Origin of the sequence: Thalassospira tepidiphila MCCC 1A03514 (genome assembly GCF_001662875.1) — a bacterium.
Lineage (GTDB): Bacteria > Pseudomonadota > Alphaproteobacteria > Rhodospirillales > Thalassospiraceae > Thalassospira > Thalassospira tepidiphila.
Map to the genome: position 1 here is coordinate 1 of NZ_JPVZ01000006.1, position 19,656 is coordinate 19,656.

The window sequence follows — 19,656 nt, forward strand, 5'->3', positions numbered from 1 at the left end:
CTTTTTCGTCGTGATCTATTGAAAGATCAGCGTTTCCAGTTCTGAAGCGCCTTGACCGCACCGATCATGGTGTCTTCGCTATGCGCGAACGAGAAGCGGACATAGCCCTTGCCGCGCATGCGGTCGAAATCCGTCCCCGGTGTCGTCGCAACGCCGGTTTCTTCGAGCATCTGCTTGCAGAACGCTTCGCTGTCATTGGTCAGATCGCGCACATCGGCATAGAGGTAAAACGCACCATCCGCCGGGGCGAACTTGGTGAAGCCCGCCTTGGGCAGACCATCGAGCAGGATTTCACGATTGCGCGCATAGGCCGCGATGTTGGCTTGCAGCTCGTCCTCGCAGTCAAAGGCCGCCACCGCCGCCAACTGTGACAACGCCGGGGCCGAGATGAACAGGTTCTGCTGCAGGCATTCGACCACACGCATCAGATCGGGCGGCACAATCGCCCAGCCCAGACGCCAGCCGGTCATGGAAAAGTATTTCGAGAAACTGTTGATGATGATGGCCTCATCACCGAATTCAAGGGCTGTGCATTCGGCAACATCGCCAAATGAAATGCCCTGATAGATCTCGTCACTAATCAGGCGAATACCGTTTTCACGGCAATAGGTCGCCAGTTCCCGATAGGTTTCAACATCAATCATGCTGCCCGCCGGATTGGACGGGCTGGCAACGATCAGGCCATCAACCGGTTCATCCAGATCAAGCAACATCTGAACCGTCGGCTGATAATGGGTTTCCGGTCCGGCGGGCAGGTTGATCGTATCAATACCCAGCGCGCTCAGAATGTTGTGATAGGCCGGGTAACCGGGGGCTGCCATTGCAACACGATCACCGGCATCAAAGGCCGCCAAAAACGCCAGCACAAAGATTGATGACGAGCCACTGGCGACACAAACCCGCGCCGGATCGACAGACATGCCGAATTTGGTTTTGTAATGCCCGGCAATGGCTTCGCGGAGCGGATCGATGCCCATGGCGTTGGTATAGCCGATCAAATCGGACTCGAGCGCCTTGGCAGCGGCTTCGCGCACCTTACGCGGTGCCGGGGTTCCAGGTTGGCCGACTTCAAGGTGATAAACAGCCTTGCCTTCCTTTTCGCGTGCATTGGCCGCACGCATCACATCCATCACGATAAAGGGCGAAATTGCACCACGAAGGGATTGCTTCAATGCCATTTGTGGGGTCCTGACATGTGTTTAAGAACAACAGGGCAGGATGATCGATGATCCCTGCCCTGTTGGTTGGTTTCTTGATTACCGGGTTCCGGCCATGCCACCACCTGCCGGGTCGGCAAGGAACTGGCAGCTTTCCGGATGGGGTGGCGTGCCTTCAAGGCACTTGATGACATTGACCGAAGACGCCCCATCGGAATTCATCGAAACACCCGATGCAGCACCAGTACCAATCAGGTCTTCGGCCATGGTGGCGATCTGTTTGGTCGCACCGGCCGGCGTGCCCGTGCCAGCAATGCCGTAATAGTATTCCCAGACAAACGGGTTCACCATCAATGCCGGCCCCATAAGCGGGGTTGAAATCATATTTGCATCCCCCGCAGCCAGATTAAGGCCAAACGCATCCGCGCCAAGACCCGCACCAAACGGTTTGTTCATGGTGGTGACACAGGCAACCGCATTGGCCGCACGATCCACAACGACAAAGCCACTGCGGCCAGCACCGGCCTGTGCGGCCTCAGAACCCGATGCGATATCCGCCAGATAACGGTTCAGGATATCGGCAAGCTCGCCACCCTCGGAAATGACAGAAGCGCCAGTGTTGGATCGCGGCGGATAGGCCAGATAAAGCGTTTCATTACCAACCTTGACTTCGGTCGCGGTTTTCCACTGCGGGCGATAGGTACGCATGTCATCAGCTGTCAATGTGCCGCCCGCCGCCGTCACGGCATTGGCGATATCCGCACCCAACGCACCGCTGTAAAACTCGCCCGGTCCCTTGACGCGCAGTGATGTCAGAAGCGCCGCCAGATTGACCGCACGGATACGGTCGCCGACTTCAAGCATCTTGCCATCCGGCATAAATGTCGCGCGCAATGCCGGGCTGGCTTCAATCCGGGCACGGTTTGCCTCGATATCCTTAACCAGCGACCGCGATACCGGCACGCCAAGGCGGGCATATTGTTCAGCAGCACTGATCAGCGAGCCCCACTGCAAACGACCATAACGTGCGCTCAGCGCATAAAGGCCGCGCGGAACGGTCGGGATGGTAGTCGGCGTCTGATCGGAACCGGTACGTGTGCCCGGACGCGGCCAGAAATCAAGGACTTCGACCTTTTTTGTTGCGCGATCATGCACAACACAAACCCCGCCACCGCCAATGCCGGCAACGGATGGCTTGGTCACGGTCATGGTGGCGTAAAGCGCCACAGCAGCGTCCGCAGCCGTACCACCGGCAGACAAAACATCCCGTGCATTCCGGACGGCACGTGGCTCATCAGCGACCACACCACCGAAATAACCGGACACTGCCCCTATTTGACCAAGATTTTCTGTTTCATTAGCACTACATGCGGCAAGACCGGCAGTCATTGCGATTGCGACCGCGATCCGCCATGATGGCTTGCGCGTCGGCACGGAACCGACATCAGTCGAACGAAAATATGGAACGCACATTTTGCTCAGACGCATTATTACTCTCACTGCCATTTTCCTTGTTGCCCTGCCTAGCACGGTTTTCGCGCAGGGTCGTTCTTTTATCCGCGATACAGAGATCGAGGAAACCCTTCGGATGTATGCCACGCCCATTTTCAGGGCAGCGGGCCTCGATCCGAATGGCGTGTCCATTTATATCGTTTCCGACAACAGCTTGAACGCATTTGTTGCCGGGGGCCAAAAGCTTTTTATCAATACTGGGCTGTTGTTAAAAGCAGAGACTCCCGAACAGGTTATCGGCGTTGTTGCCCACGAGACCGGCCACATATCGGGCGGGCATCTTTCACGCGTTCATGACCAGTTGCGCAATGCGTCTGCAATCTCGATTCTTTCCACAATTGCCGGTGTTGCTGCCGGTGTGGCTGCCGGCCGGTCTGATGTCGGTACTGCCGCCATTCTGGGCGGTCAGAACGTGGCCACCCGTAACTTCCTTGCCTATTCGCGGACCCAGGAAAGCAGTGCCGATCAGGCCGGTGTGAAGTATTTAACAGAGGCAGGCATTTCGTCGCGCGGGATGCTGGAATTCATGCAGACCCTTGAAGGTCAGGAATTGCTGAGCACGGCAAGCCAAGACCCGTATCTGCGCAGCCACCCGTTGACCGTCGAACGTGTCGATTTCCTTGAAAACTATGTATCCAACTCGTCGCTCAAGGATGCCAAGGTCAGCACCGATCTGTATGAGCGCCATGCCCGCATGCGCGCCAAACTGTTTGCCTTTACCAACCATATTCAAAATACCATGCGCACCTATCCCGAAAGCGATACGAGCATTGCCGCACGTTATGCCCGCTCGATCGCCTATTACCGGGATTCGCAGCTTGAGCCCGCGCTTGAGATTATCGAAGGCCTGATCGCCGAGGAACCATCCAATCCGTATTTCGAAGAACTGAAAGGCCAGATTCTTCTGGAATTCGGGCGTGCGCGCGATGCCATCCCGCCACTGCAAAAATCGGCTGAACTTTCAAACGGTGCGCCGCTGATCCGACTTCTTCTGGCGCATGCGATGATCGAAACCGGCGATGAGGCGTATCTTGCCCCGGCCAAGGAAAACCTGATCGGGGTACTGTCGCGCGAACGCGGCAATGCATCGGCATGGCGGTTCCGTGCGATTGTCGAAAACCGTCTTGGCAACGAAGGCGAAGCATCCCTGTCACAGGCTGAGTACAGCCTTTTGACCGGTGATCGGCAAGCGGCGAGCTACCATGCGGTGCAAGCCGACCGTAAGCTCGAAAAGGGCACGGCCACATGGGTTCGTGCGCAGGACATTCTTCAGGCGACCAATCCTGATGGCGTACCGGGCAAGGACGCCTCCAATTGACGTCTTCGCCCGCACTGCGCGCCAAGCCAAAGGCCGCGCGCGCCGTCACATCCAGAAGGGTTTTGGCGTCTGTAATGGTCGTGCTGGGATCGCTCGGCATGGCAAGTTGCAGCCTGCCCGGTGCTGGTGTGGATGTCAGTGGTGACCTGAAACTTCTGTATGCGCCTTTTTCATTATCCAACCCGCCGCGCTATTGGCAGGTCAATCAAAAGTCTGACGTGAACCCGGCCCCGCTTGGCTGGGAAGACAAGGACGGACGCATCGCGCTTGCCGCGCGCCCCGGCATGGGGGCATTTGAAATCGGTCGGCGGACAAATGTGATCGTGCTGGCCTCGCCCTTTTTGTCTTTTGATTGGCAATTCAACAGTGCGGCCCAAGTCGGGGATGTTGAACTGGTGCTTGGCTTCCGACGTCAGGCACAGGGAAGCTGGACAGAAAGCGATCTCGGATCCGGAAAACCAACCATGGATCAGGAAGTCCGCATCGCCGTTGGCCAGTATGAAGTGCGCTACGGTGAATGGCACCGCGAATATTTCGATCTGGCGACGCTTTATCGTCGATATTGGCCGGATGCCAAGGCCGACGAGGTGCGCCTTGTATGGATTGGCATTGTTTCGGGCGATGATCACATCGCCGCACAGAATAGTGTGACACATCTAACGCATATTTTACTTTCACGTTAGCAACGACATCACGTATCAAAAACCATCACATTTCATCAGGGTCAGGACCACGGCATTACACACTGGCCAGAGACAAAAGGACGTCCAATGAACTCCCATATCGCAAAACGCTTTCTTGCTGGCACAGCACTTGGTATCGGCATGCTGTTTGGAACACAGGCAGCTTTCGCGCAGGATAGCCTGAGCGCTGAACAGAAAACCGAAATCGAAGGCGTTATTGAACAATACCTGCTTGGTAACCCGGATGTTCTTTTGCGCGCGATCCAGAATGTACAATCCTGGCAGGCCGCAGAGCAGTCGCGCCAGCAGGCTGCGGCCATCACCCCTGTCTGGGATGCGCTGGTTGCCGACAGTTCCGTTCCTTCGGTCGGGCCGGTTGATGCGCCGGTGACCGTGATCGAGTTTTTTGATTACCACTGCGGTTATTGCAAGCGCGCCTTTGATGGCGTGAAGGAAATTGCCGAAAACAGTGATGACAAGGTTCGCACCATCTTTGTCGAATTCCCGATCCTGAGCGAGGAAAGCACCCTTGCCGCGCGCGCAGCACTTGCCGCCGACAAGCAGGACAAATACATGGAAGCGCACGAAGCCTTCATGACCAACCGTGGCCTGCTTGATCAGGAACGTATCAATGAACTGGCCGCTGGTGTTGGCATCGACGTTGAACAGATGCTTGAAGACATGAAGGCACCTGAAATCACCGGCATGCTGGCACAGTATTCGAGCATGGCGCGCGCCGTTGGTATCTCCGGCACCCCGGCCTTCCTGATCAACGGCACGCTGGTTTCGGGTGCAGACATGGAGCGTGTAAATGCGCTGGTCGATGCCGGACTGAAAGACGCATCCTGATCAAGACGAGCTGACCAAAAGCAAAACGCCAACATGTGCAGTTTTGTTGTTTCGCCTTCTCAATAAAAAGCAAAAGGCCGTTTCGATACTGAAACGGCCTTTCTCATTACAGCTTATCGCAAGGATATCGCCTAGATAATCCCCGCCAGTGGCGAGGACGGATCGGCATATTTCTTTTTGGGCATCCGGCCAGCAAGGAAGGATTCACGCCCGGCAATGATGGCATGTTTCATGGCGCGCGCCATCCGGATCGGGTCCTTTGCCCCGGCGATTGCGGTATTCATCAAGACACCGTCACAGCCCAGTTCCATGGCAACGGCGGCATCGGATGCACTGCCAACGCCCGCATCAACCAGAACCGGCACATTGGCATTTTCCTTGATCAGCGCAATATTGACCGGGTTCAAAATGCCCATGCCAGAACCGATCAAAGACCCCAACGGCATGATCGCGCAGCAGCCCATATCTTCAAGCATCTTGGCCTGAATGGGATCGTCGCTGCAATAAACCATCACATCAAAGCCATCCTTGATCAGGGCTTCGGCCGCCTTAAGCGTTTCGGGCATATTGGGATACAGCGTTGCCTGATCGCCCAGCACTTCGAGTTTCACCAGATTCCAGCCGCCGGCTTCGCGTGCAAGGCGCAGCGTACGCACAGCATCATCGGCGGTAAAACAGCCGGCCGTATTGGGCAGATAGGTGTATTTTTTCGGATCGACATAATCGACCAGCATCGGCTGGTTCGGGTCGGTCAGGTTTACGCGGCGCACGGCAACCGTGACGATTTCGGCACCGGATGCCTCGATCGCGATTTTGGTTTCCTCAAAATCCTTGTACTTGCCGGTGCCCACCAGCAAGCGGGACGAGAATTTCTTGCCTGCAACAACGAAACCGTCGTCATCTGCCGCAGCCAGGCCCGCTTCATGTGACCCACCGCCGATAAAATGCACGATTTCAAGCTTGTCGCCATCGGCCAGCCGGGTTTCGCCATAGGCCGTTTTGGGAACGATTTCGAGATTGCGTTCGACCGCGACCTTGGTCTGGGCGATTCCAAGCTCGCCAAGAAGTTCGGCAACGTTTCCAGCATTTTCGATGGTGCGGTCTTCACCGTTGATCGTAAGACGCATCTTTCCGTTTCATCCATGTGGTATCAAATTATTCACAATTGCCGCGCAGTATGCGCAGCACGCTCGCCCGAAGCAAGCCGTCTTGCATCGCTTTTTGGTGTTGATGGCCCGGCAAGCTCGCCTTGCTGGTCAATCATGCACCCCGGAAGCATCAGGGCCGCGTTGCTAAGGCCAATGCAAAGTTGCGTCAGACTTTGGTCGTGTTATAAACGCAACTCCAAATGTTGGGCATTCAGAAGCGGATTGCTTCGCGGTTCGGGCATTCCTGAACGGTCGAGACACCCTGCGGACTGATGCGCGATGGATGCTTCGAAGCAAGAATGGAAGTGAACGAGTTGACTGGTTTTAAGCAAAACCGACAAGAAGACTCTGGCATTCTTGGCAATGCTAAGGCATATACGCACACATCGGTTGCGATCCTTGAAGCTTTCGCCGCATTGTTCATGGCGAAATTCGGGATTCATCTGTCCAATATTCAAAAGCGGAATGCATTCAGACACGATTTAAACGTCTCGAAAGCTGCAAACGGCATGATCTACGGCTTTGGCTCCCGGAGCACCAAGAACGCCCTGGATGCCATGCGCGGATTGATCCACACACCATCATAAAGATATCGAAATGAGCAAGTTCAACATCGACAATGACGCCATTCGCCAGCTCGCCGAGCTGCTGGACGACACCAATCTGACCGAAATTGAAGTTGCCGCAGGTGACAACCGTATTCGCGTCGCCCGTCAGGGCACCATGGTTGCTGCTGCTCCGGCTGTGGCGCCGGCTGCTCCGGCTGCGTCCGCGCCGGCTGTTGCGGCGCCGTCTGATGCCGCCTCCCATCCGGGTGCGGTTAAATCGCCGATGGTCGGCGTTGTCTATTTTGCACCGGAACCAGGTGCGGCTCCGTTCATCTCGATCGGCGCAAGCATTACCGAAGGCCAGACCCTGATGCTGATCGAAGCGATGAAGACCTTCAATCCGATCCGCGCACCAAAATCTGGCAAGATCACCCAGATTATCGCGAACGACGGCCATCCGGTCGAATATGACGAGCCGCTAGTCATTATTGAATAAGCCGGGGTATCAACCGCATGTTCGACAAAATCCTGATTGCCAACCGTGGCGAAATCGCGCTTCGTATTCAGCGCGCCTGCCGCGAAATGGGCATCAAAACTGTCGCGGTGCATTCCACTGCTGATGCGGACGCCATGCATGTGCGTCTGGCCGACGAATCGGTCTGCATCGGCCCGGCAGCATCCAAAGACAGCTATCTGAATATTCCGGCCATTCTTTCGGCTGCTGAAATCACGGGGGCCGAGGCCATCCATCCGGGCTATGGCTTCCTGTCGGAAAACGCCGATTTCGCCTCCATGGTCGAAGAGCACGGCTTTGCCTTCATCGGCCCGACGCCAGAACATATCCGCATGATGGGTGACAAGATCACGGCAAAACAGACGGCCGAAAAGCTTGGCATTCCGTGTGTTCCGGGTTCTGATGGTGAAATCACCAGCGTTGACGAAGCCCGCAAATGTGCCAAGGAGATCGGCTTCCCGGTCCTGATCAAGGCATCAGGCGGCGGCGGCGGTCGTGGCATGAAAGTGGTCGAGCGCGAAGAAGACCTTGCCGAAGCATTTTCCATGACCCGTAAGGAAGCATTGCAGAACTTTGGCAATGCCGCCGTTTACATGGAAAAGTACCTTGGCAAACCGCGCCATATCGAATTGCAAGTCATCGGGGATACGCACGGCAATGCCGTTCACCTGTTTGAACGCGATTGCTCTTTGCAGCGCCGTCACCAGAAGGTGCTTGAAGAAGCCCCGTCTCCGACCCTGACGCCGGAAGAACGCGAACGTATCGGTTCCACGGTTGCCAATGCCATGATCGGCATGGGGTATCGCAATGCCGGCACCATCGAGTTCCTCTATGAAAATGGCGAGTTCTATTTCATCGAAATGAACACCCGCCTTCAGGTGGAACACCCGGTCACCGAAATGATTTCCGGTGTTGACCTTGTGCGCGAACAGATCCGTGTTGCAGCTGGTCTTGAGCTGTCATTCAAGCAGGAAGACCTTGAAATTCATGGTCATGCCATTGAATGCCGCATCAACGCCGAAGACCCGCAGACCTTTGTCCCGTCACCGGGCAAGATCAAGGAATATCATGCACCTGGCGGTCTGGGCGTTCGTGTCGACAGCGGTATTTATACCGGTTATTCGATCCCGCCCTATTACGACAGCATGATCGCAAAGCTGATTGTTCATGGTCGCGACCGTGAAGAATGCATGATGCGTCTGCGCCGTGCGCTGGCGGAATACGCGATTGGCGGCATCAAAACCACCATTCCGCTGCATCAGACGCTTCTTGCCAACCCGGACATCCAGAAAGGGGATTACGACATCCACTGGCTGGAAAAGTTCATGGGCATGAATAAAACGCTGTGATCAGCGCCTAAGCCAATTTCAAACGGGAACCTTCGGGTTCCCGTTTTTCGTTTGAGATTTAAATCAAAAATTTAATCGCGCTTCCCTATTATAAGGGACCGGTTCAAACGGGAAATGGCAACGACCTTGTCGCATGCGACCGGGTCACTCATATGTAAACAACCACCAGAAAAACAGGACCAAAGCAATTATCACTGCGATCATGTCAAACCAGCTGACCCCTGATCTTTTGATCCGCGCCTATTCCGTCGGCCTGTTTCCCATGGCCGAAAGCCATGACGATCCAACCCTGTACTGGATTGATCCGGAGTGGCGCGGCGTCTTGCCGCTTGACGGGTTTCATGTCCCGCGCAGCCTGCGCAAGGCTGTGCGCAAGGGCACGTACAAGATCCATGTCGACCGGGCCTTTCCCGACGTCATCCGCGCCTGTGCGGAGCCCACCGATACCCGCGATGATACCTGGATCAACAGCAACATCCTTGATGCATATTGTGCGCTTCACAAGATGGGCTGCGCGCATTCGATCGAGGCATGGAAAGACGGCGAGCTGGTTGGTGGTTTGTATGGCGTCAGCCTGGGCAAGGCGTTCTTTGGTGAAAGCATGTTTTCACGCGCGACCAATGCGTCGAAAGTCGCCCTCGTCCATCTGGTCGCGCTGATGCGTCAGGGGGGCTACAGCCTGCTGGATACGCAGTTCGTCAATGATCACCTCAAACAGTTCGGGGTCGAGGAAATCCCGCGCGAACGCTATCGCAACGAGCTGGCCAAGGCACTGACCGGGCGCGCCAACCTTCCGTTTGAAGTCGATCCCGAAATCCTTGAAGAAACGCTGACAGGCGGCGATAGTAAGCCACACGCGCCCTCCTGAGTTCAGCCGAGCCGATTGCCCTTCACGCCAAGACGAGCACCCCATGCAAATTCGCCCCGCCACCGAACAAGATGTTCCAGCCATTCTTGATATTGTCGCCCCCATCCTTCGGGCCGGGGATACCTATGCCATTGATAGCAATCTAAGCGACGATGAGGTCCTTTCCTATTGGATGGGAAAGGACAAGGTCACACTGGTTGCCGAGGAAGACGGCAAGATCGTTGGCACCTATTACATCCGCCAAAATCAGGGTGGCGGCGGATCGCATGTTTGTAATTGCGGCTATATGACATCCCCTGCCGCCAGTGGCCGGGGCATTGCGCGGCTCATGTGTGAAGATTCGCTTCTTCGTGCCAAGGATCTTGGATACCGCGCGATGCAATTCAATTTCGTCATCGCCAGTAACGCTGCCGCCGTTCACCTGTGGCCGACGCTTGGGTTTGAGATTGTCGGCCGCCTGCACGGTGCCTTCATGCACCCGACATTGGGCGAAACCGATGCATTGGTGATGTATCGCAAGCTGTAAGCAGCACAGATACCAAGACAGAAAAAGGGCGGGAACCATCTGGCACCCGCCCTTTTGTTATCTAAAATCTGTTCGGATCAGAACAGGAAACGCACGCGAAGGGTTCCTTCGATCGCCGAGAGTTCCTTGCGAACGCCCTCGCCCGGTTTGATTTCCTCGTCGACTTCAACCACCACATAGCCGACACCGCCTTCTGAGCGCAGATACTGGCCGCTGATGTTGATGCCACGACGGGCAAACACATCGTTGATCTTAAGCAGCACGCCCGGCACGTTGCGGTGAATGTGCATGAAGCGGGTGTGGGTACGGTCCTTAACCGGAAGCGATACTTCCGGGAAGTTCACAGCCCCCAGGGTCGAGCCGTTATCGGAATAGGTGATCAGCTTGTCAGCGACCTCGATCCCGATATTTTCCTGGGCTTCCTGGGTAGAACCACCGATATGCGGGGTCAGGATGACGTTGCTCATACCGCGCAGTGGGCTCTCGAACTGCTCGTCCTTGCCTGCCGGTTCGACCGGGAACACGTCAATTGCCGCACCGGCCAAATGACCACTTTCAAGGGCGGCGGCCAGATCTTCGATCACAATGACATTGCCACGTGCCGCATTGATCAGGTGTGCGCCCTTTTTCATCTTGGCTAGCTCAGTCGCCGTGATCATGTTCTTGGTCTGCTCGTTGGCCGGAACATGCAGCGACACCACGTCCGATCTGGCAAGCAGTTCATCCATCGACGAACAGGAATTGGCATTGCCCATGGCAAGCTTATTGATGACGTCAAAATAGATGACATTCATGCCAAGCGATTCCGCCAGCACAGAAAGCTGCGAACCGATATGGCCATAGCCGATGATACCAAGCGTCTTGCCACGTGCCTCGTATGAGCCATGGGCATTTTTCAGCCAGTCGCCTTCATGGGCGGCTGCGTTACGTTTGGGAATACCACGCAGCAGCATGATGATCTGGCCAAGCACAAGCTCGGCAACCGAACGGGTGTTGGAATACGGTGCGTTAAACACCGGGATACCGCGCATCGCAGCGGCCTGCAGATCAACCTGGTTGGTGCCGATGCAGAAACAGCCGATCGAGGTCAGCTTGGACGCAGCTTCGATAACGTCTTCGGTCAGTTTGGTACGGGAACGAATGCCCAAAAAGTGCGCTTCGGAGACAACGGACTTCAGTTCGTCCGCGTCGAGCGCAGCAGGGTAATGGTCGACATTTGAGTAGCCGGCCTCTTTGAACATCTTTACAGCGTTTTCATGGATACCTTCGAGCAGGACAACCTTGATCTTGTCCTTCTCCAACGAAAGTTTGCTGTTCACGGCGCACCATCCTTTTCTTCGCGAGGGCGACACGGGAAAATCCCCGAGCCGTTTTCAGACCAATTCCAAATGGCCTGTGGCACAATGAAATAGGACTTAGATGCGCTTCCGTCAAAGGCTTTCCCTTGCGTAAATGCGCATTGCGCCTATCTTCTGAACGCATATACCGGCTAATGCGTATAAAAATAAGGCCTCGGGAGTTAAACCGGGCGCCATGGGGACCATCTGCAGGAATTCAGATTTGGCTGTCGAAATCAAAACCGTCACCGATATTCATCAAATCGGACAGGCCCAGTGGGACAAGTGCGCCGGGTTTGACAACCCGTTTGTCAGCTTTGCCTTCTTGTCCGCCATGGAAGACAGCGGATCAACTACTGCTGAAACCGGCTGGCAGCCGTTTCACCTTGTCGCAGAAGATGAGACTGGTGATGTCATCGGGATTGTGCCGCTTTATGTCAAAGGCCATTCTTACGGCGAATATGTTTTCGACTGGTCATGGGCAGAGGCCTATGAACGTGCCGGGGGGCGCTATTACCCCAAACTGCAATCGGCTGTGCCATTTTCCCCGGTGCCGGGCCCGCGGCTGCTTGTCGCCAAGGACCATCCCGATCCCGACAGCGTGCGCAACGCCTTAATCAACGGCATGACGATACTGCCGGAAAAGCTTGGCATGGCGACACTGCATGTCACGTTTTGCAGCGGCGATGAAAGCCAGTTGATGGAACAGGCAGGTTTTCTCGCGCGCACCGGCATGCAGTATCACTGGCGCAATCGTGACTATCAGAATTTCGATGATTTTCTGGGCGCACTGAATTCGCGCAAACGCAAAAATCTACGCAAGGAACGCAAGCAGGTTCTGGAGGCCGGATACAGTTTCAAGGCACTGCGTGGGGATGACCTGAAATCCGACCATTGGGACCGGTTTTATCATTTCTATCGCGATACATCTGACCGCAAGTGGGGACAGGCCTATCTGACGCGCGACTTCTTCGATCTGCTGCATGACCGTATACGTGATCGCACGGTTCTGGTATGTGCGTTCAATGACGATGAAATGGTGGCCGGTGCTCTTAACTTGATCGGGTCTGAAACCCTGTATGGCCGCAACTGGGGTACGATCGACCGTACGCCACTTCTGCATTTCGAAACCTGTTACTATCAGGCGATTGATATCGCGATTGAGCATGGCCTTAAAACCGTCGAGGCCGGGGCACAGGGCGAACATAAAATCCAGCGCGGCTATGAACCGGTAATAACCCATTCCGCCCATCTGATTGCTGATCCGGGACTGAAACGCGCAGTCGCGCAATTTTTGACCCAGGAGCGCAATCACATCAGTCAGGACCGCGATTACATCCTTTCCGAACACAGCCCCTATCGCAAGGAACCATCAGGGTCGTAACCCAACACCGATGCCCCAAACAAAAAAAAGGCGCGGGAAATTCCCGCGCCTTTTGGATTGATATGTCTTAGGCGTCAGACAGTACGGACGTCATTGAGGAAGCCGTTAACGTGACTGCGAAGTTCGTCATTGGCGGCCGCCAATCGCCCGACACTGTCAAGCTGGCCACTGGAAAGGTCACCACTTTCGGTGGTTGCACTGGCAACGCTTTTGACTGCATTGGTGATGGCAACGTTACCGTTCGCAGCCCCTTCGACGCTGCGCGAGATTTCCTCGGTTGCAGCGCCCTGCTCTTCAACTGCACTGGCGACAACCGACATCAGTTCATCAATCTTGTTGATGGTGTCGGCAAAGCCACGCACAGCTTCGGCAGCAGCCCCGGTTTCGCTTTGCATCTCGGCAATCTTGGCCGTGATCTGTTCGGTTGCCTTGACCGTCTGGGATGCAAGGTTTTTGACTTCACCGGCAACCACGGCAAAGCCTTTGCCGGCTTCGCCCGCACGGGCGGACTCGATGGTTGCGTTCAAGGCCAACAGGTTGGTCTGATCGGCAATATCACTGATCAGATTGACCACCTCGCCAACGCTTTGTGCCGCTTCATTGAGTTTTTCAACACGCTCGTTGGTGCGTTCTGTCTGACCGACCGCTTCCTGCGTGATTTCGGTCACGCGGGCAATCTGCGAGGAAATCTCGGAGATAGAGGCCGACAACTGAGCGGTTGCAGATGCCACGGTTTCGATATTGGTCGAGGATTCTTGCGCCTGTTCGGCCACGTCCTGCGCATCCTGGTTGGCGCGTTGGGCGTGTGACGTCAGCGTCTCGGATGCGGAACGGACATCATCAAGGGCGGCGTTCACCGCATGCAGAACATCCTGGATTTTTTCGTCAAAGCCCTTGGTAAGAGTTCCCATGCGCTGGCTACGTTCAACCTGACGCTGGGCCTCGACTTTTTCCTGTTCGGCCATGCGGGCACGTTCACGTGCGTTTTCCCGGAAGACTTCAAGCGATTTGGCCATGGCGCCCACTTCATCGGCACGTTTCATGTCAAGCGTTTCGATGTCAAGATTACCAGCAGCCAGTTTACCCATAGCGTCGGTCATCTTACGAATCGGGGTCGCAATCATCCGCGACAAGGTACCACCAAACAGCACGGCCATGATGATAAGTAGAACGACGCCAACACCAAGCGTGACTTGGAAGATCTGCATGGCTTGGGCGACTTCTGCCTCAACATCAAGAATCATTTGATCGATATTCTTGGCAAGCTCGCTTGCAACCGTAGTGACCTGGTCTGATAGTTCACGCGGCTCACCCGATGCTTCAATCGCACGAGCATGGTTAACCGTCAGATAGTGGCGCATCAGTTGTGCTTGTTGCGCTGCAATTTCTTCCCATCGGTCGATAGCGCCGTCCATTTCTTCAATCAGGGCAGCGATCTCTGGGCTGATTGAAGCATATGTCTTGAGCACATCCGTACGAATGTCGATTTCTTCGCGCGCTGTTTCATACCCAGCCAAGCCAGCGCGGTCGCCGGTCGTCAGGAAGTAGATAAGTTCCTGACGTGCGACAAGATAGGCGCGATCAAGGTCGCGATAGTCGCGTTCAAATTTCGAGAGATAATCGCGCTGATCGTTGGCGTTGCTGACCTGCATGGTCGAAAAAACGCCTGCGCCAGCCACCATCAAGATTACCGCGATCATAATAGCAAAGCAGCTCATCAGCTTTGCCGGGATAGAGAGGTTCTCAAAGAATTTCATTGTATTTCTCCCTACAGACCGCTGCGACGCGCGAGTTCATTGAGATTGACCTCAACGGTCACGGCCCCGATCGGCTGACGATCTGCGTTGCTCATGGTCATGTTGAGCTGGGCAAGCCAGGCGTCAGAACCCTCGTTATATTCGGCCTCGTCGATAAACACAGCGTCGGGACCATTCGGATAGGTATTCTGAAACTTCGCTTCATCCCCCTGCCAGAAGTCGGACGTGATGGAGCTTTGCCCTACATTCAGGCCAACGGCGTCCATCACAAATATCTCGGCAAACATACCACCGGAGCGTGCCTGGACTTGTGTCAGGTAGCTCGACAGCGGATTGGTCAGAATTGCTGCAACCAACGGCTGATCTTCTGCTTCGCGTTCAGCGCGCCACTGAAGGTCTGCCGCATCAATCTGTTCTTGTGTCATGTCCTTGCGCAGCTTGTTCTGCGAACTAATGGACAGCTCAACAACCGGATTTGCCAACCATTCCCGAATGTTTCTAATCACTTCATCCGTGATCAGTGCATTGGGGTCCCCCGGCAACTCTGCCTTGGCAAAAGCAGCATGTGGCAGAACAAAAACTGTCGCTGCGAGCATACCGGCCAAAGCCACACCACTTTTGAATTTCATTCGCTTACTCCCCAGTCTATGCCAATGGCAGATCAAGACTATCTATTAGTATAGATTCTTATACAAAAGGTAAAAAACAAATACAACCTTTTTTAGAATCTATAGCGATGTGGAACCGCACGAGAGGCGCTTCCACATAAGCTATATGTGGATTGCGCGCAAAGAAACAACACTGCGACCTTGGGATATGCGGGAAATGGGCGACTGAAATCAGGCAAGAAAAAAGCGGCGGTAAAAACCGCCGCTGAGTTTGGTTGGGACACGAGCAAACTGCAGAAGATTACGTTGTTCCAGGCGCGAGACGCGCCCCTGCAAAGAACAACTGTCCATGCTGTCATAAGCAGGATGCGTGCCAACTTTATAAACCCCTCAAAAAACCGTGGTTTTTCGGGAAATTCCGGTCGCCATCCCACATGACTGAAATACGTTACCTGATAATCTTTGCATTTCAAAATGCAAAGATTGCAAAATGCGAATTAATAAGTTTGCATTTTGCAAAAATATGCTGGAGAGAATTAGAACCGCTTAATTTTCAGTAAGCTTATACACCTACTTAGCGCGTTTCTTCTTCGTCCGACTATTGAAGTTCAGAAGCGCTGGCGCCTTCTCGATGATTTCCTCGAGAATGGATTTCGCGATCTCAAGATCGTCCTTTGCAGAGTCGTCGAGCTGACTGATATAGCGCGGATCGGAGATCATCCGCTCTGCCTCATAAAGGGTCCTGAGTTCACTTTGGAACATTTCGCGCGCACCAAGCGGCAGGTTTTCCTTTGCACTCATGACAAAGAAGAATTTCAGGCTCGTCTTGATGACAATCCTGAGCATGACGACCTGAAGCTTGTGAAACTGTTTTTCCAGTTCTTCTTTTTTAGGATGGGATTCGAGCTTGTTCATCCGCTCCATAATCACCAGAGACAACGCCTTGAAGTTGTCGACTTCCTCACGAAACGGTCGATAACCGGTGACGTCGGACTTGTCGGCGTTCTTTTCAAGCGTATTGGCCAGCGCGATCAACTTTCGCGCACGCAGCTCAAGTCTGGATAGGAACTCCTCGACTTCGTTCCGAAATTTTCGTTGTGCAGCCTGGCTCATGATATTCTGGCGTTCTTTATATGATTATGCCCGGGGAACGATATCCCCGGGCACCAATCTATACTGCCAATCATTAACAACAACCTGAAAACCGAAAAAGGTCCATTTTAACCGGCCATTTCCGGATCTTTTTTCTGTTGTTTCTCGCCATTTTCATCTTCCGGATAACGGAAGGTGACAGCATCGTCTTCGATATCGACCAGCACAGCCCCACCCTTCGAAAGCTTGCCAAACAGCAACTCTTCGGCGAGCGGTTTTTTGACGTGCTCCTGAATGACGCGGCCCAACGGACGCGCCCCGAAAGCCGCATCGTAGCCGCGTTCGGCCATCCAGGCCCGCGCTGCTTCGGTCAGTTCGATCGAAACATTGCGATCCGCCAGCTGTGCTTCAAGCTGCAAGATGAACTTGTCGACAACCATCTTGACGACTTCCGGCTGCAGGTTGGCAAACGGAATCACCGCATCCAGACGGTTACGGAATTCCGGCGAGAAGGTGCGCTTGATTGCCTCTTCGTCTTCGCCAACACGCATTTCACGTTTGAAGCCGATCGGCGGCTTAGCCATGTCAGATGCACCGGCATTGGTCGTCATGACCAGCACGACATTACGGAAATCGACCGTCTTGCCGTTGTTATCGGTCAGTTTGCCATGATCCATGACCTGCAGAAGAATATTGAACAGGTCCGGATGAGCCTTCTCGATCTCGTCCAGCAGCACGACCGCATGCGGATGCTGATCAACGGCATCGGTCAAAAGACCACCCTGGTCAAACCCGACATAGCCCGGAGGCGCACCAATCAGGCGTGATACGCTGTGGCGCTCCATATATTCGGACATGTCAAAGCGGATGAACTCGATCCCCATGACCGTTGCCAACTGCTTGGTGACCTCCGTCTTACCAACGCCGGTCGGGCCCGAGAACAGATAACTGCCAATCGGTTTTTCCGGCTCACGCAGACCTGCACGGGCCAGTTTGATCGCACTGGCAACTGCTTCGATTGCCTTGTCCTGGCCAAACACAACCGTTTTCAGGTCACGCTCAAGATTTGCCAGCGCCTTGCGGTCATCGGTCGAAACCGATTTTGGTGGGATGCGGGCGATCTTGGCGACGATTTCCTCGACGTCACGCTTGCTCACCGTACGTTTCCGTTTGCTGGGGGCGACCAGCATGCGCGATGCACCAACCTCGTCAATCACATCAATTGCACTATCGGGCCGCTTGCGGTCGCTGATGTAACGCGATGCCAGCTCAACCGCAGAACGCAGGGCTTCGTTGGTGTATTTGACCTGATGGTGCTCCTCGTAATAGGGCTTGAGCCCCTTGAGGATCTTGACGGTATCGGCTTCTGACGGTTCCTCGACATCGATTTTCTGGAAACGACGCACAAGGGCGCGGTCCTTTTCAAAGTGACCCCGGAATTCCTTGTAGGTGGTTGAGCCGATGCAACGCAGTGACCCGCTTGCCAGTGCCGGTTTCAGCAGGTTGGAAGCATCCATTGCCCCGCCCGACGTCGCACCAGCACCAATCACGGTGTGAATTTCATCAATGAACAGTACAGCACCTTCGTACTCTTCAAGTTCCTTGACCACAGCCTTCAGGCGTTCTTCGAAGTCCCCGCGATAACGGGTTCCTGCCAGAAGTGCGCCCATATCAAGGGCAAAGATCGTCGCGTTTTCAAGAACCTCTGGCACATCGCCATCATTGATACGGCGCGCGAGCCCTTCGGCAATGGCGGTTTTACCAACGCCTGGATCACCGACATAAAGCGGGTTGTTCTTGGTACGACGGCACAGAACCTGAATGGTGCGGTCAATCTCGTTCTGGCGACCGATCAGCGGATCGATCTTGCCGCTCTGCGCCTTGACATTGAGGTTCACACAATAGGCTTTAAGCGCCTCGCCCTCGGCCGGGCCGCTTTCGTCGCTTTCTGGCGACATGCCTGCAACCGGCTCTTCATCGGCACCGCGCGGAATGCGACGCTCATTAAGCTCGGTCGCCTTGGCGATACCGTGTGAGATGTAGTTTACCGCGTCAAGACGGGTCATATCCTGGAGTTGCAGATAGTAAACCGCGTGTGATTCCCGTTCAGAGAACAGGGCAACAAGCACATTGGCACCGGTCACTTCCTCGCGGCCAGAAGACTGGACATGGATCGCAGCACGCTGGATCACGCGCTGGAAACCGGCGGTCGGTTTGGGGTCCACCAGACGCGCACTGATCAGGCCGGAAAGCTCGCTATCAGCGAATTCCAGCAGATCGGAACGCAGCCGATCAATATCAACCCGGCAGGCCTTCAGCACTGCCAGCGCATCCTGATCTTCGGTCAGCGATAACAGAAGATGTTCAAGAGTGGCATATTCATGCCTGCGCTCCGACGCATATGCGAGCGCACGGTGCAGGCTTTCCTCAAGATTGCGCGATAGCATATGTCACTCCTTCTCTAAGGTACACTGCAGCGGATGCTGGTTCTGGCGGGCCAGGTCCATGACCTGGTTTACTTTGGTCTCTGCGATTTCGTAGGTGAATACACCGCACACTCCGACACCCTTGCGGTGCACCTGAAGCATGATCTCGGTGGCTTCTTCACGTCCCTTTTCAAAAAACCGTTCCAGTACGTGAACGACGAACTCCATCGGAGTATAGTCGTCATTCAGCAACAGCACTTTGTACATGGACGGCTTTTTGGTCTTGGGCCGTGTCTTTGTTACGATCCCCGTGTTCGGCAGATCAGTGCCGTCATTATCCTGTTCAGTCATCGTCTACTTACCGGAACCCTTATTTCCTGCATGATCTCCATGATAGGTCATTGCCAAACTCTTTCAAAGTCCGCTACGCGGTTCTCACTAGGAATTTATTGTGCATCCGAGTTTCGTTCGTTGTCCATCTTCGATTCATTTAGGCTGCGAATAACGCACTGCAAGATCAGGCGACAAACTTCGTGATTATTGTCACTCCAAAATTATCCGGGACGCGAAAAGACACATA

The 19,656-nt window shown here is 54.7% G+C and carries 18 protein-coding genes; 9 read left to right on the forward strand and 9 right to left on the reverse strand.

Going from position 1 to position 19,656, the window contains the following annotated elements:
• Positions 1-26 precede the first annotated feature (26 nt).
• The gene (locus TH4_RS13635; RefSeq protein ID WP_064781533.1) at positions 27-1,178 is read right to left on the reverse strand and encodes a pyridoxal phosphate-dependent aminotransferase; all 1,152 of its coding nucleotides are present in this window, start codon (positions 1,176-1,178) and stop codon (positions 27-29) included.
• Positions 1,179-1,256: 78 nt separating this feature from the next.
• A complete protein-coding gene (locus TH4_RS13640; RefSeq protein ID WP_064781535.1) occupies positions 1,257-2,645 on the reverse strand; it encodes a gamma-glutamyltransferase in 1,389 nt (462 codons plus the stop codon).
• Here TH4_RS13640 and TH4_RS13645 point away from each other — a divergent pair.
• The 3 genes from TH4_RS13645 to TH4_RS13655 all read left to right on the forward strand — a co-directional run bounded on the left by TH4_RS13645 (position 2,632) and on the right by TH4_RS13655 (position 5,519).
• A complete protein-coding gene (locus TH4_RS13645; RefSeq protein ID WP_064781537.1) occupies positions 2,632-3,987 on the forward strand; it encodes a M48 family metalloprotease in 1,356 nt (451 codons plus the stop codon). The two genes, TH4_RS13640 and TH4_RS13645, sit on opposite strands and share 14 nt — an antisense overlap.
• A complete protein-coding gene (locus TH4_RS13650) occupies positions 3,984-4,670 on the forward strand; it encodes a hypothetical protein (RefSeq protein WP_245227879.1) in 687 nt (228 codons plus the stop codon). The genes TH4_RS13645 and TH4_RS13650 overlap by 4 nt, the downstream gene beginning before the upstream one ends.
• A gap of 87 nt (positions 4,671-4,757) precedes the next feature.
• Complete coding sequence (locus TH4_RS13655) at positions 4,758-5,519, forward strand: DsbA family protein (RefSeq protein ID WP_064781541.1); 762 nt, start codon at positions 4,758-4,760, stop codon at positions 5,517-5,519.
• 131 nt (positions 5,520-5,650) lie between these two features.
• Here TH4_RS13655 and thiS read toward each other — a convergent pair whose 3' ends face one another.
• Positions 5,651-6,646 carry a sulfur carrier protein ThiS gene (thiS, locus tag TH4_RS13660; protein WP_064781543.1) on the reverse strand — a complete coding sequence of 332 codons (996 nt, stop codon included), beginning with the start codon at positions 6,644-6,646 and terminating at the stop codon, positions 5,651-5,653.
• Positions 6,647-6,966: 320 nt separating this feature from the next.
• Here thiS and TH4_RS13665 point away from each other — a divergent pair, with 320 nt between their 5' ends.
• From TH4_RS13665 to TH4_RS13685, 5 genes are all read left to right on the forward strand, one after another.
• Complete coding sequence (locus tag TH4_RS13665) at positions 6,967-7,254, forward strand: type II 3-dehydroquinate dehydratase (RefSeq protein ID WP_064789769.1); 288 nt, start codon at positions 6,967-6,969, stop codon at positions 7,252-7,254.
• Positions 7,255-7,264: 10 nt separating this feature from the next.
• Positions 7,265-7,711, forward strand: coding sequence for an acetyl-CoA carboxylase biotin carboxyl carrier protein (locus TH4_RS13670; protein WP_064781547.1), 447 nt, complete (start codon positions 7,265-7,267; stop codon positions 7,709-7,711).
• 17 nt (positions 7,712-7,728) lie between these two features.
• A complete protein-coding gene (gene accC, locus TH4_RS13675) occupies positions 7,729-9,078 on the forward strand; it encodes an acetyl-CoA carboxylase biotin carboxylase subunit (RefSeq protein WP_008890611.1) in 1,350 nt (449 codons plus the stop codon).
• Between the two features lie 202 nt (positions 9,079-9,280).
• Entirely contained in the window at positions 9,281-9,946 is a 666-nt protein-coding gene (gene aat / locus TH4_RS13680; protein ID WP_064781549.1) for a leucyl/phenylalanyl-tRNA--protein transferase, read from the forward strand.
• A 43-nt stretch (positions 9,947-9,989) separates the two neighbouring features.
• A complete protein-coding gene (locus TH4_RS13685; RefSeq protein ID WP_064781551.1) occupies positions 9,990-10,472 on the forward strand; it encodes a GNAT family N-acetyltransferase in 483 nt (160 codons plus the stop codon).
• A 77-nt stretch (positions 10,473-10,549) separates the two neighbouring features.
• On the opposite strand, the gene serA is transcribed toward TH4_RS13685, so the two are convergent.
• A complete protein-coding gene (gene serA / locus TH4_RS13690) occupies positions 10,550-11,791 on the reverse strand; it encodes a phosphoglycerate dehydrogenase (protein ID WP_063088315.1) in 1,242 nt (413 codons plus the stop codon).
• A gap of 241 nt (positions 11,792-12,032) precedes the next feature.
• Here serA and TH4_RS13695 point away from each other — a divergent pair, with 241 nt between their 5' ends.
• The gene (locus tag TH4_RS13695; RefSeq protein ID WP_209272278.1) at positions 12,033-13,193 is read left to right on the forward strand and encodes a GNAT family N-acetyltransferase; all 1,161 of its coding nucleotides are present in this window, start codon (positions 12,033-12,035) and stop codon (positions 13,191-13,193) included.
• A 74-nt stretch (positions 13,194-13,267) separates the two neighbouring features.
• Here TH4_RS13695 and TH4_RS13700 read toward each other — a convergent pair whose 3' ends face one another.
• The 5 genes from TH4_RS13700 to clpS all read right to left on the reverse strand — a co-directional run bounded on the left by TH4_RS13700 (position 13,268) and on the right by clpS (position 19,427).
• Positions 13,268-14,950: a methyl-accepting chemotaxis protein gene (locus tag TH4_RS13700; protein ID WP_064781555.1), complete on the reverse strand. Its 1,683-nt coding sequence runs from the start codon at positions 14,948-14,950 to the stop codon at positions 13,268-13,270.
• An 11-nt stretch (positions 14,951-14,961) separates the two neighbouring features.
• Positions 14,962-15,579, reverse strand: a complete 618-nt coding sequence (locus TH4_RS13705; RefSeq protein ID WP_064781557.1) for a hypothetical protein — start codon at positions 15,577-15,579, stop codon at positions 14,962-14,964.
• Between the two features lie 549 nt (positions 15,580-16,128).
• Positions 16,129-16,671 (reverse strand): hypothetical protein, encoded by a 543-nt coding sequence (locus tag TH4_RS13710; RefSeq protein WP_008890603.1) that lies wholly within the window; start codon positions 16,669-16,671, stop codon positions 16,129-16,131.
• Between the two features lie 107 nt (positions 16,672-16,778).
• Entirely contained in the window at positions 16,779-19,097 is a 2,319-nt protein-coding gene (clpA, locus tag TH4_RS13715; protein ID WP_008890602.1) for an ATP-dependent Clp protease ATP-binding subunit ClpA, read from the reverse strand.
• Positions 19,098-19,100: 3 nt separating this feature from the next.
• Positions 19,101-19,427 carry an ATP-dependent Clp protease adapter ClpS gene (gene clpS, locus TH4_RS13720; protein ID WP_008890601.1) on the reverse strand — a complete coding sequence of 109 codons (327 nt, stop codon included), beginning with the start codon at positions 19,425-19,427 and terminating at the stop codon, positions 19,101-19,103.
• Positions 19,428-19,656 lie beyond the last annotated feature (229 nt).

Excerpts from the sequence above, each read along its gene's own strand:
- TH4_RS13635 (WP_064781533.1), bottom strand. The coding sequence starts at position 1,178 with ATGGCATTGAAGCAATCCCTTCGTGGTGCAATTTCGCCCTTTATCGTG.
- TH4_RS13640 (WP_064781535.1), bottom strand. The coding sequence starts at position 2,645 with ATGCGTCTGAGCAAAATGTGCGTTCCATATTTTCGTTCGACTGATGTC.
- TH4_RS13655 (WP_064781541.1), top strand. The coding sequence starts at position 4,758 with ATGAACTCCCATATCGCAAAACGCTTTCTTGCTGGCACAGCACTTGGT.
- thiS (WP_064781543.1), bottom strand. The coding sequence starts at position 6,646 with ATGCGTCTTACGATCAACGGTGAAGACCGCACCATCGAAAATGCTGGA.
- TH4_RS13665 (WP_064789769.1), top strand. The coding sequence starts at position 6,967 with ATGGAAGTGAACGAGTTGACTGGTTTTAAGCAAAACCGACAAGAAGAC.
- TH4_RS13670 (WP_064781547.1), top strand. The coding sequence starts at position 7,265 with ATGAGCAAGTTCAACATCGACAATGACGCCATTCGCCAGCTCGCCGAG.
- accC (WP_008890611.1), top strand. The coding sequence starts at position 7,729 with ATGTTCGACAAAATCCTGATTGCCAACCGTGGCGAAATCGCGCTTCGT.
- aat (WP_064781549.1), top strand. The coding sequence starts at position 9,281 with ATGTCAAACCAGCTGACCCCTGATCTTTTGATCCGCGCCTATTCCGTC.
- TH4_RS13685 (WP_064781551.1), top strand. The coding sequence starts at position 9,990 with ATGCAAATTCGCCCCGCCACCGAACAAGATGTTCCAGCCATTCTTGAT.
- TH4_RS13700 (WP_064781555.1), bottom strand. The coding sequence starts at position 14,950 with ATGAAATTCTTTGAGAACCTCTCTATCCCGGCAAAGCTGATGAGCTGC.
- TH4_RS13705 (WP_064781557.1), bottom strand. The coding sequence starts at position 15,579 with ATGAAATTCAAAAGTGGTGTGGCTTTGGCCGGTATGCTCGCAGCGACA.
- TH4_RS13710 (WP_008890603.1), bottom strand. The coding sequence starts at position 16,671 with ATGAGCCAGGCTGCACAACGAAAATTTCGGAACGAAGTCGAGGAGTTC.
- clpA (WP_008890602.1), bottom strand. The coding sequence starts at position 19,097 with ATGCTATCGCGCAATCTTGAGGAAAGCCTGCACCGTGCGCTCGCATAT.
- clpS (WP_008890601.1), bottom strand. The coding sequence starts at position 19,427 with ATGACTGAACAGGATAATGACGGCACTGATCTGCCGAACACGGGGATC.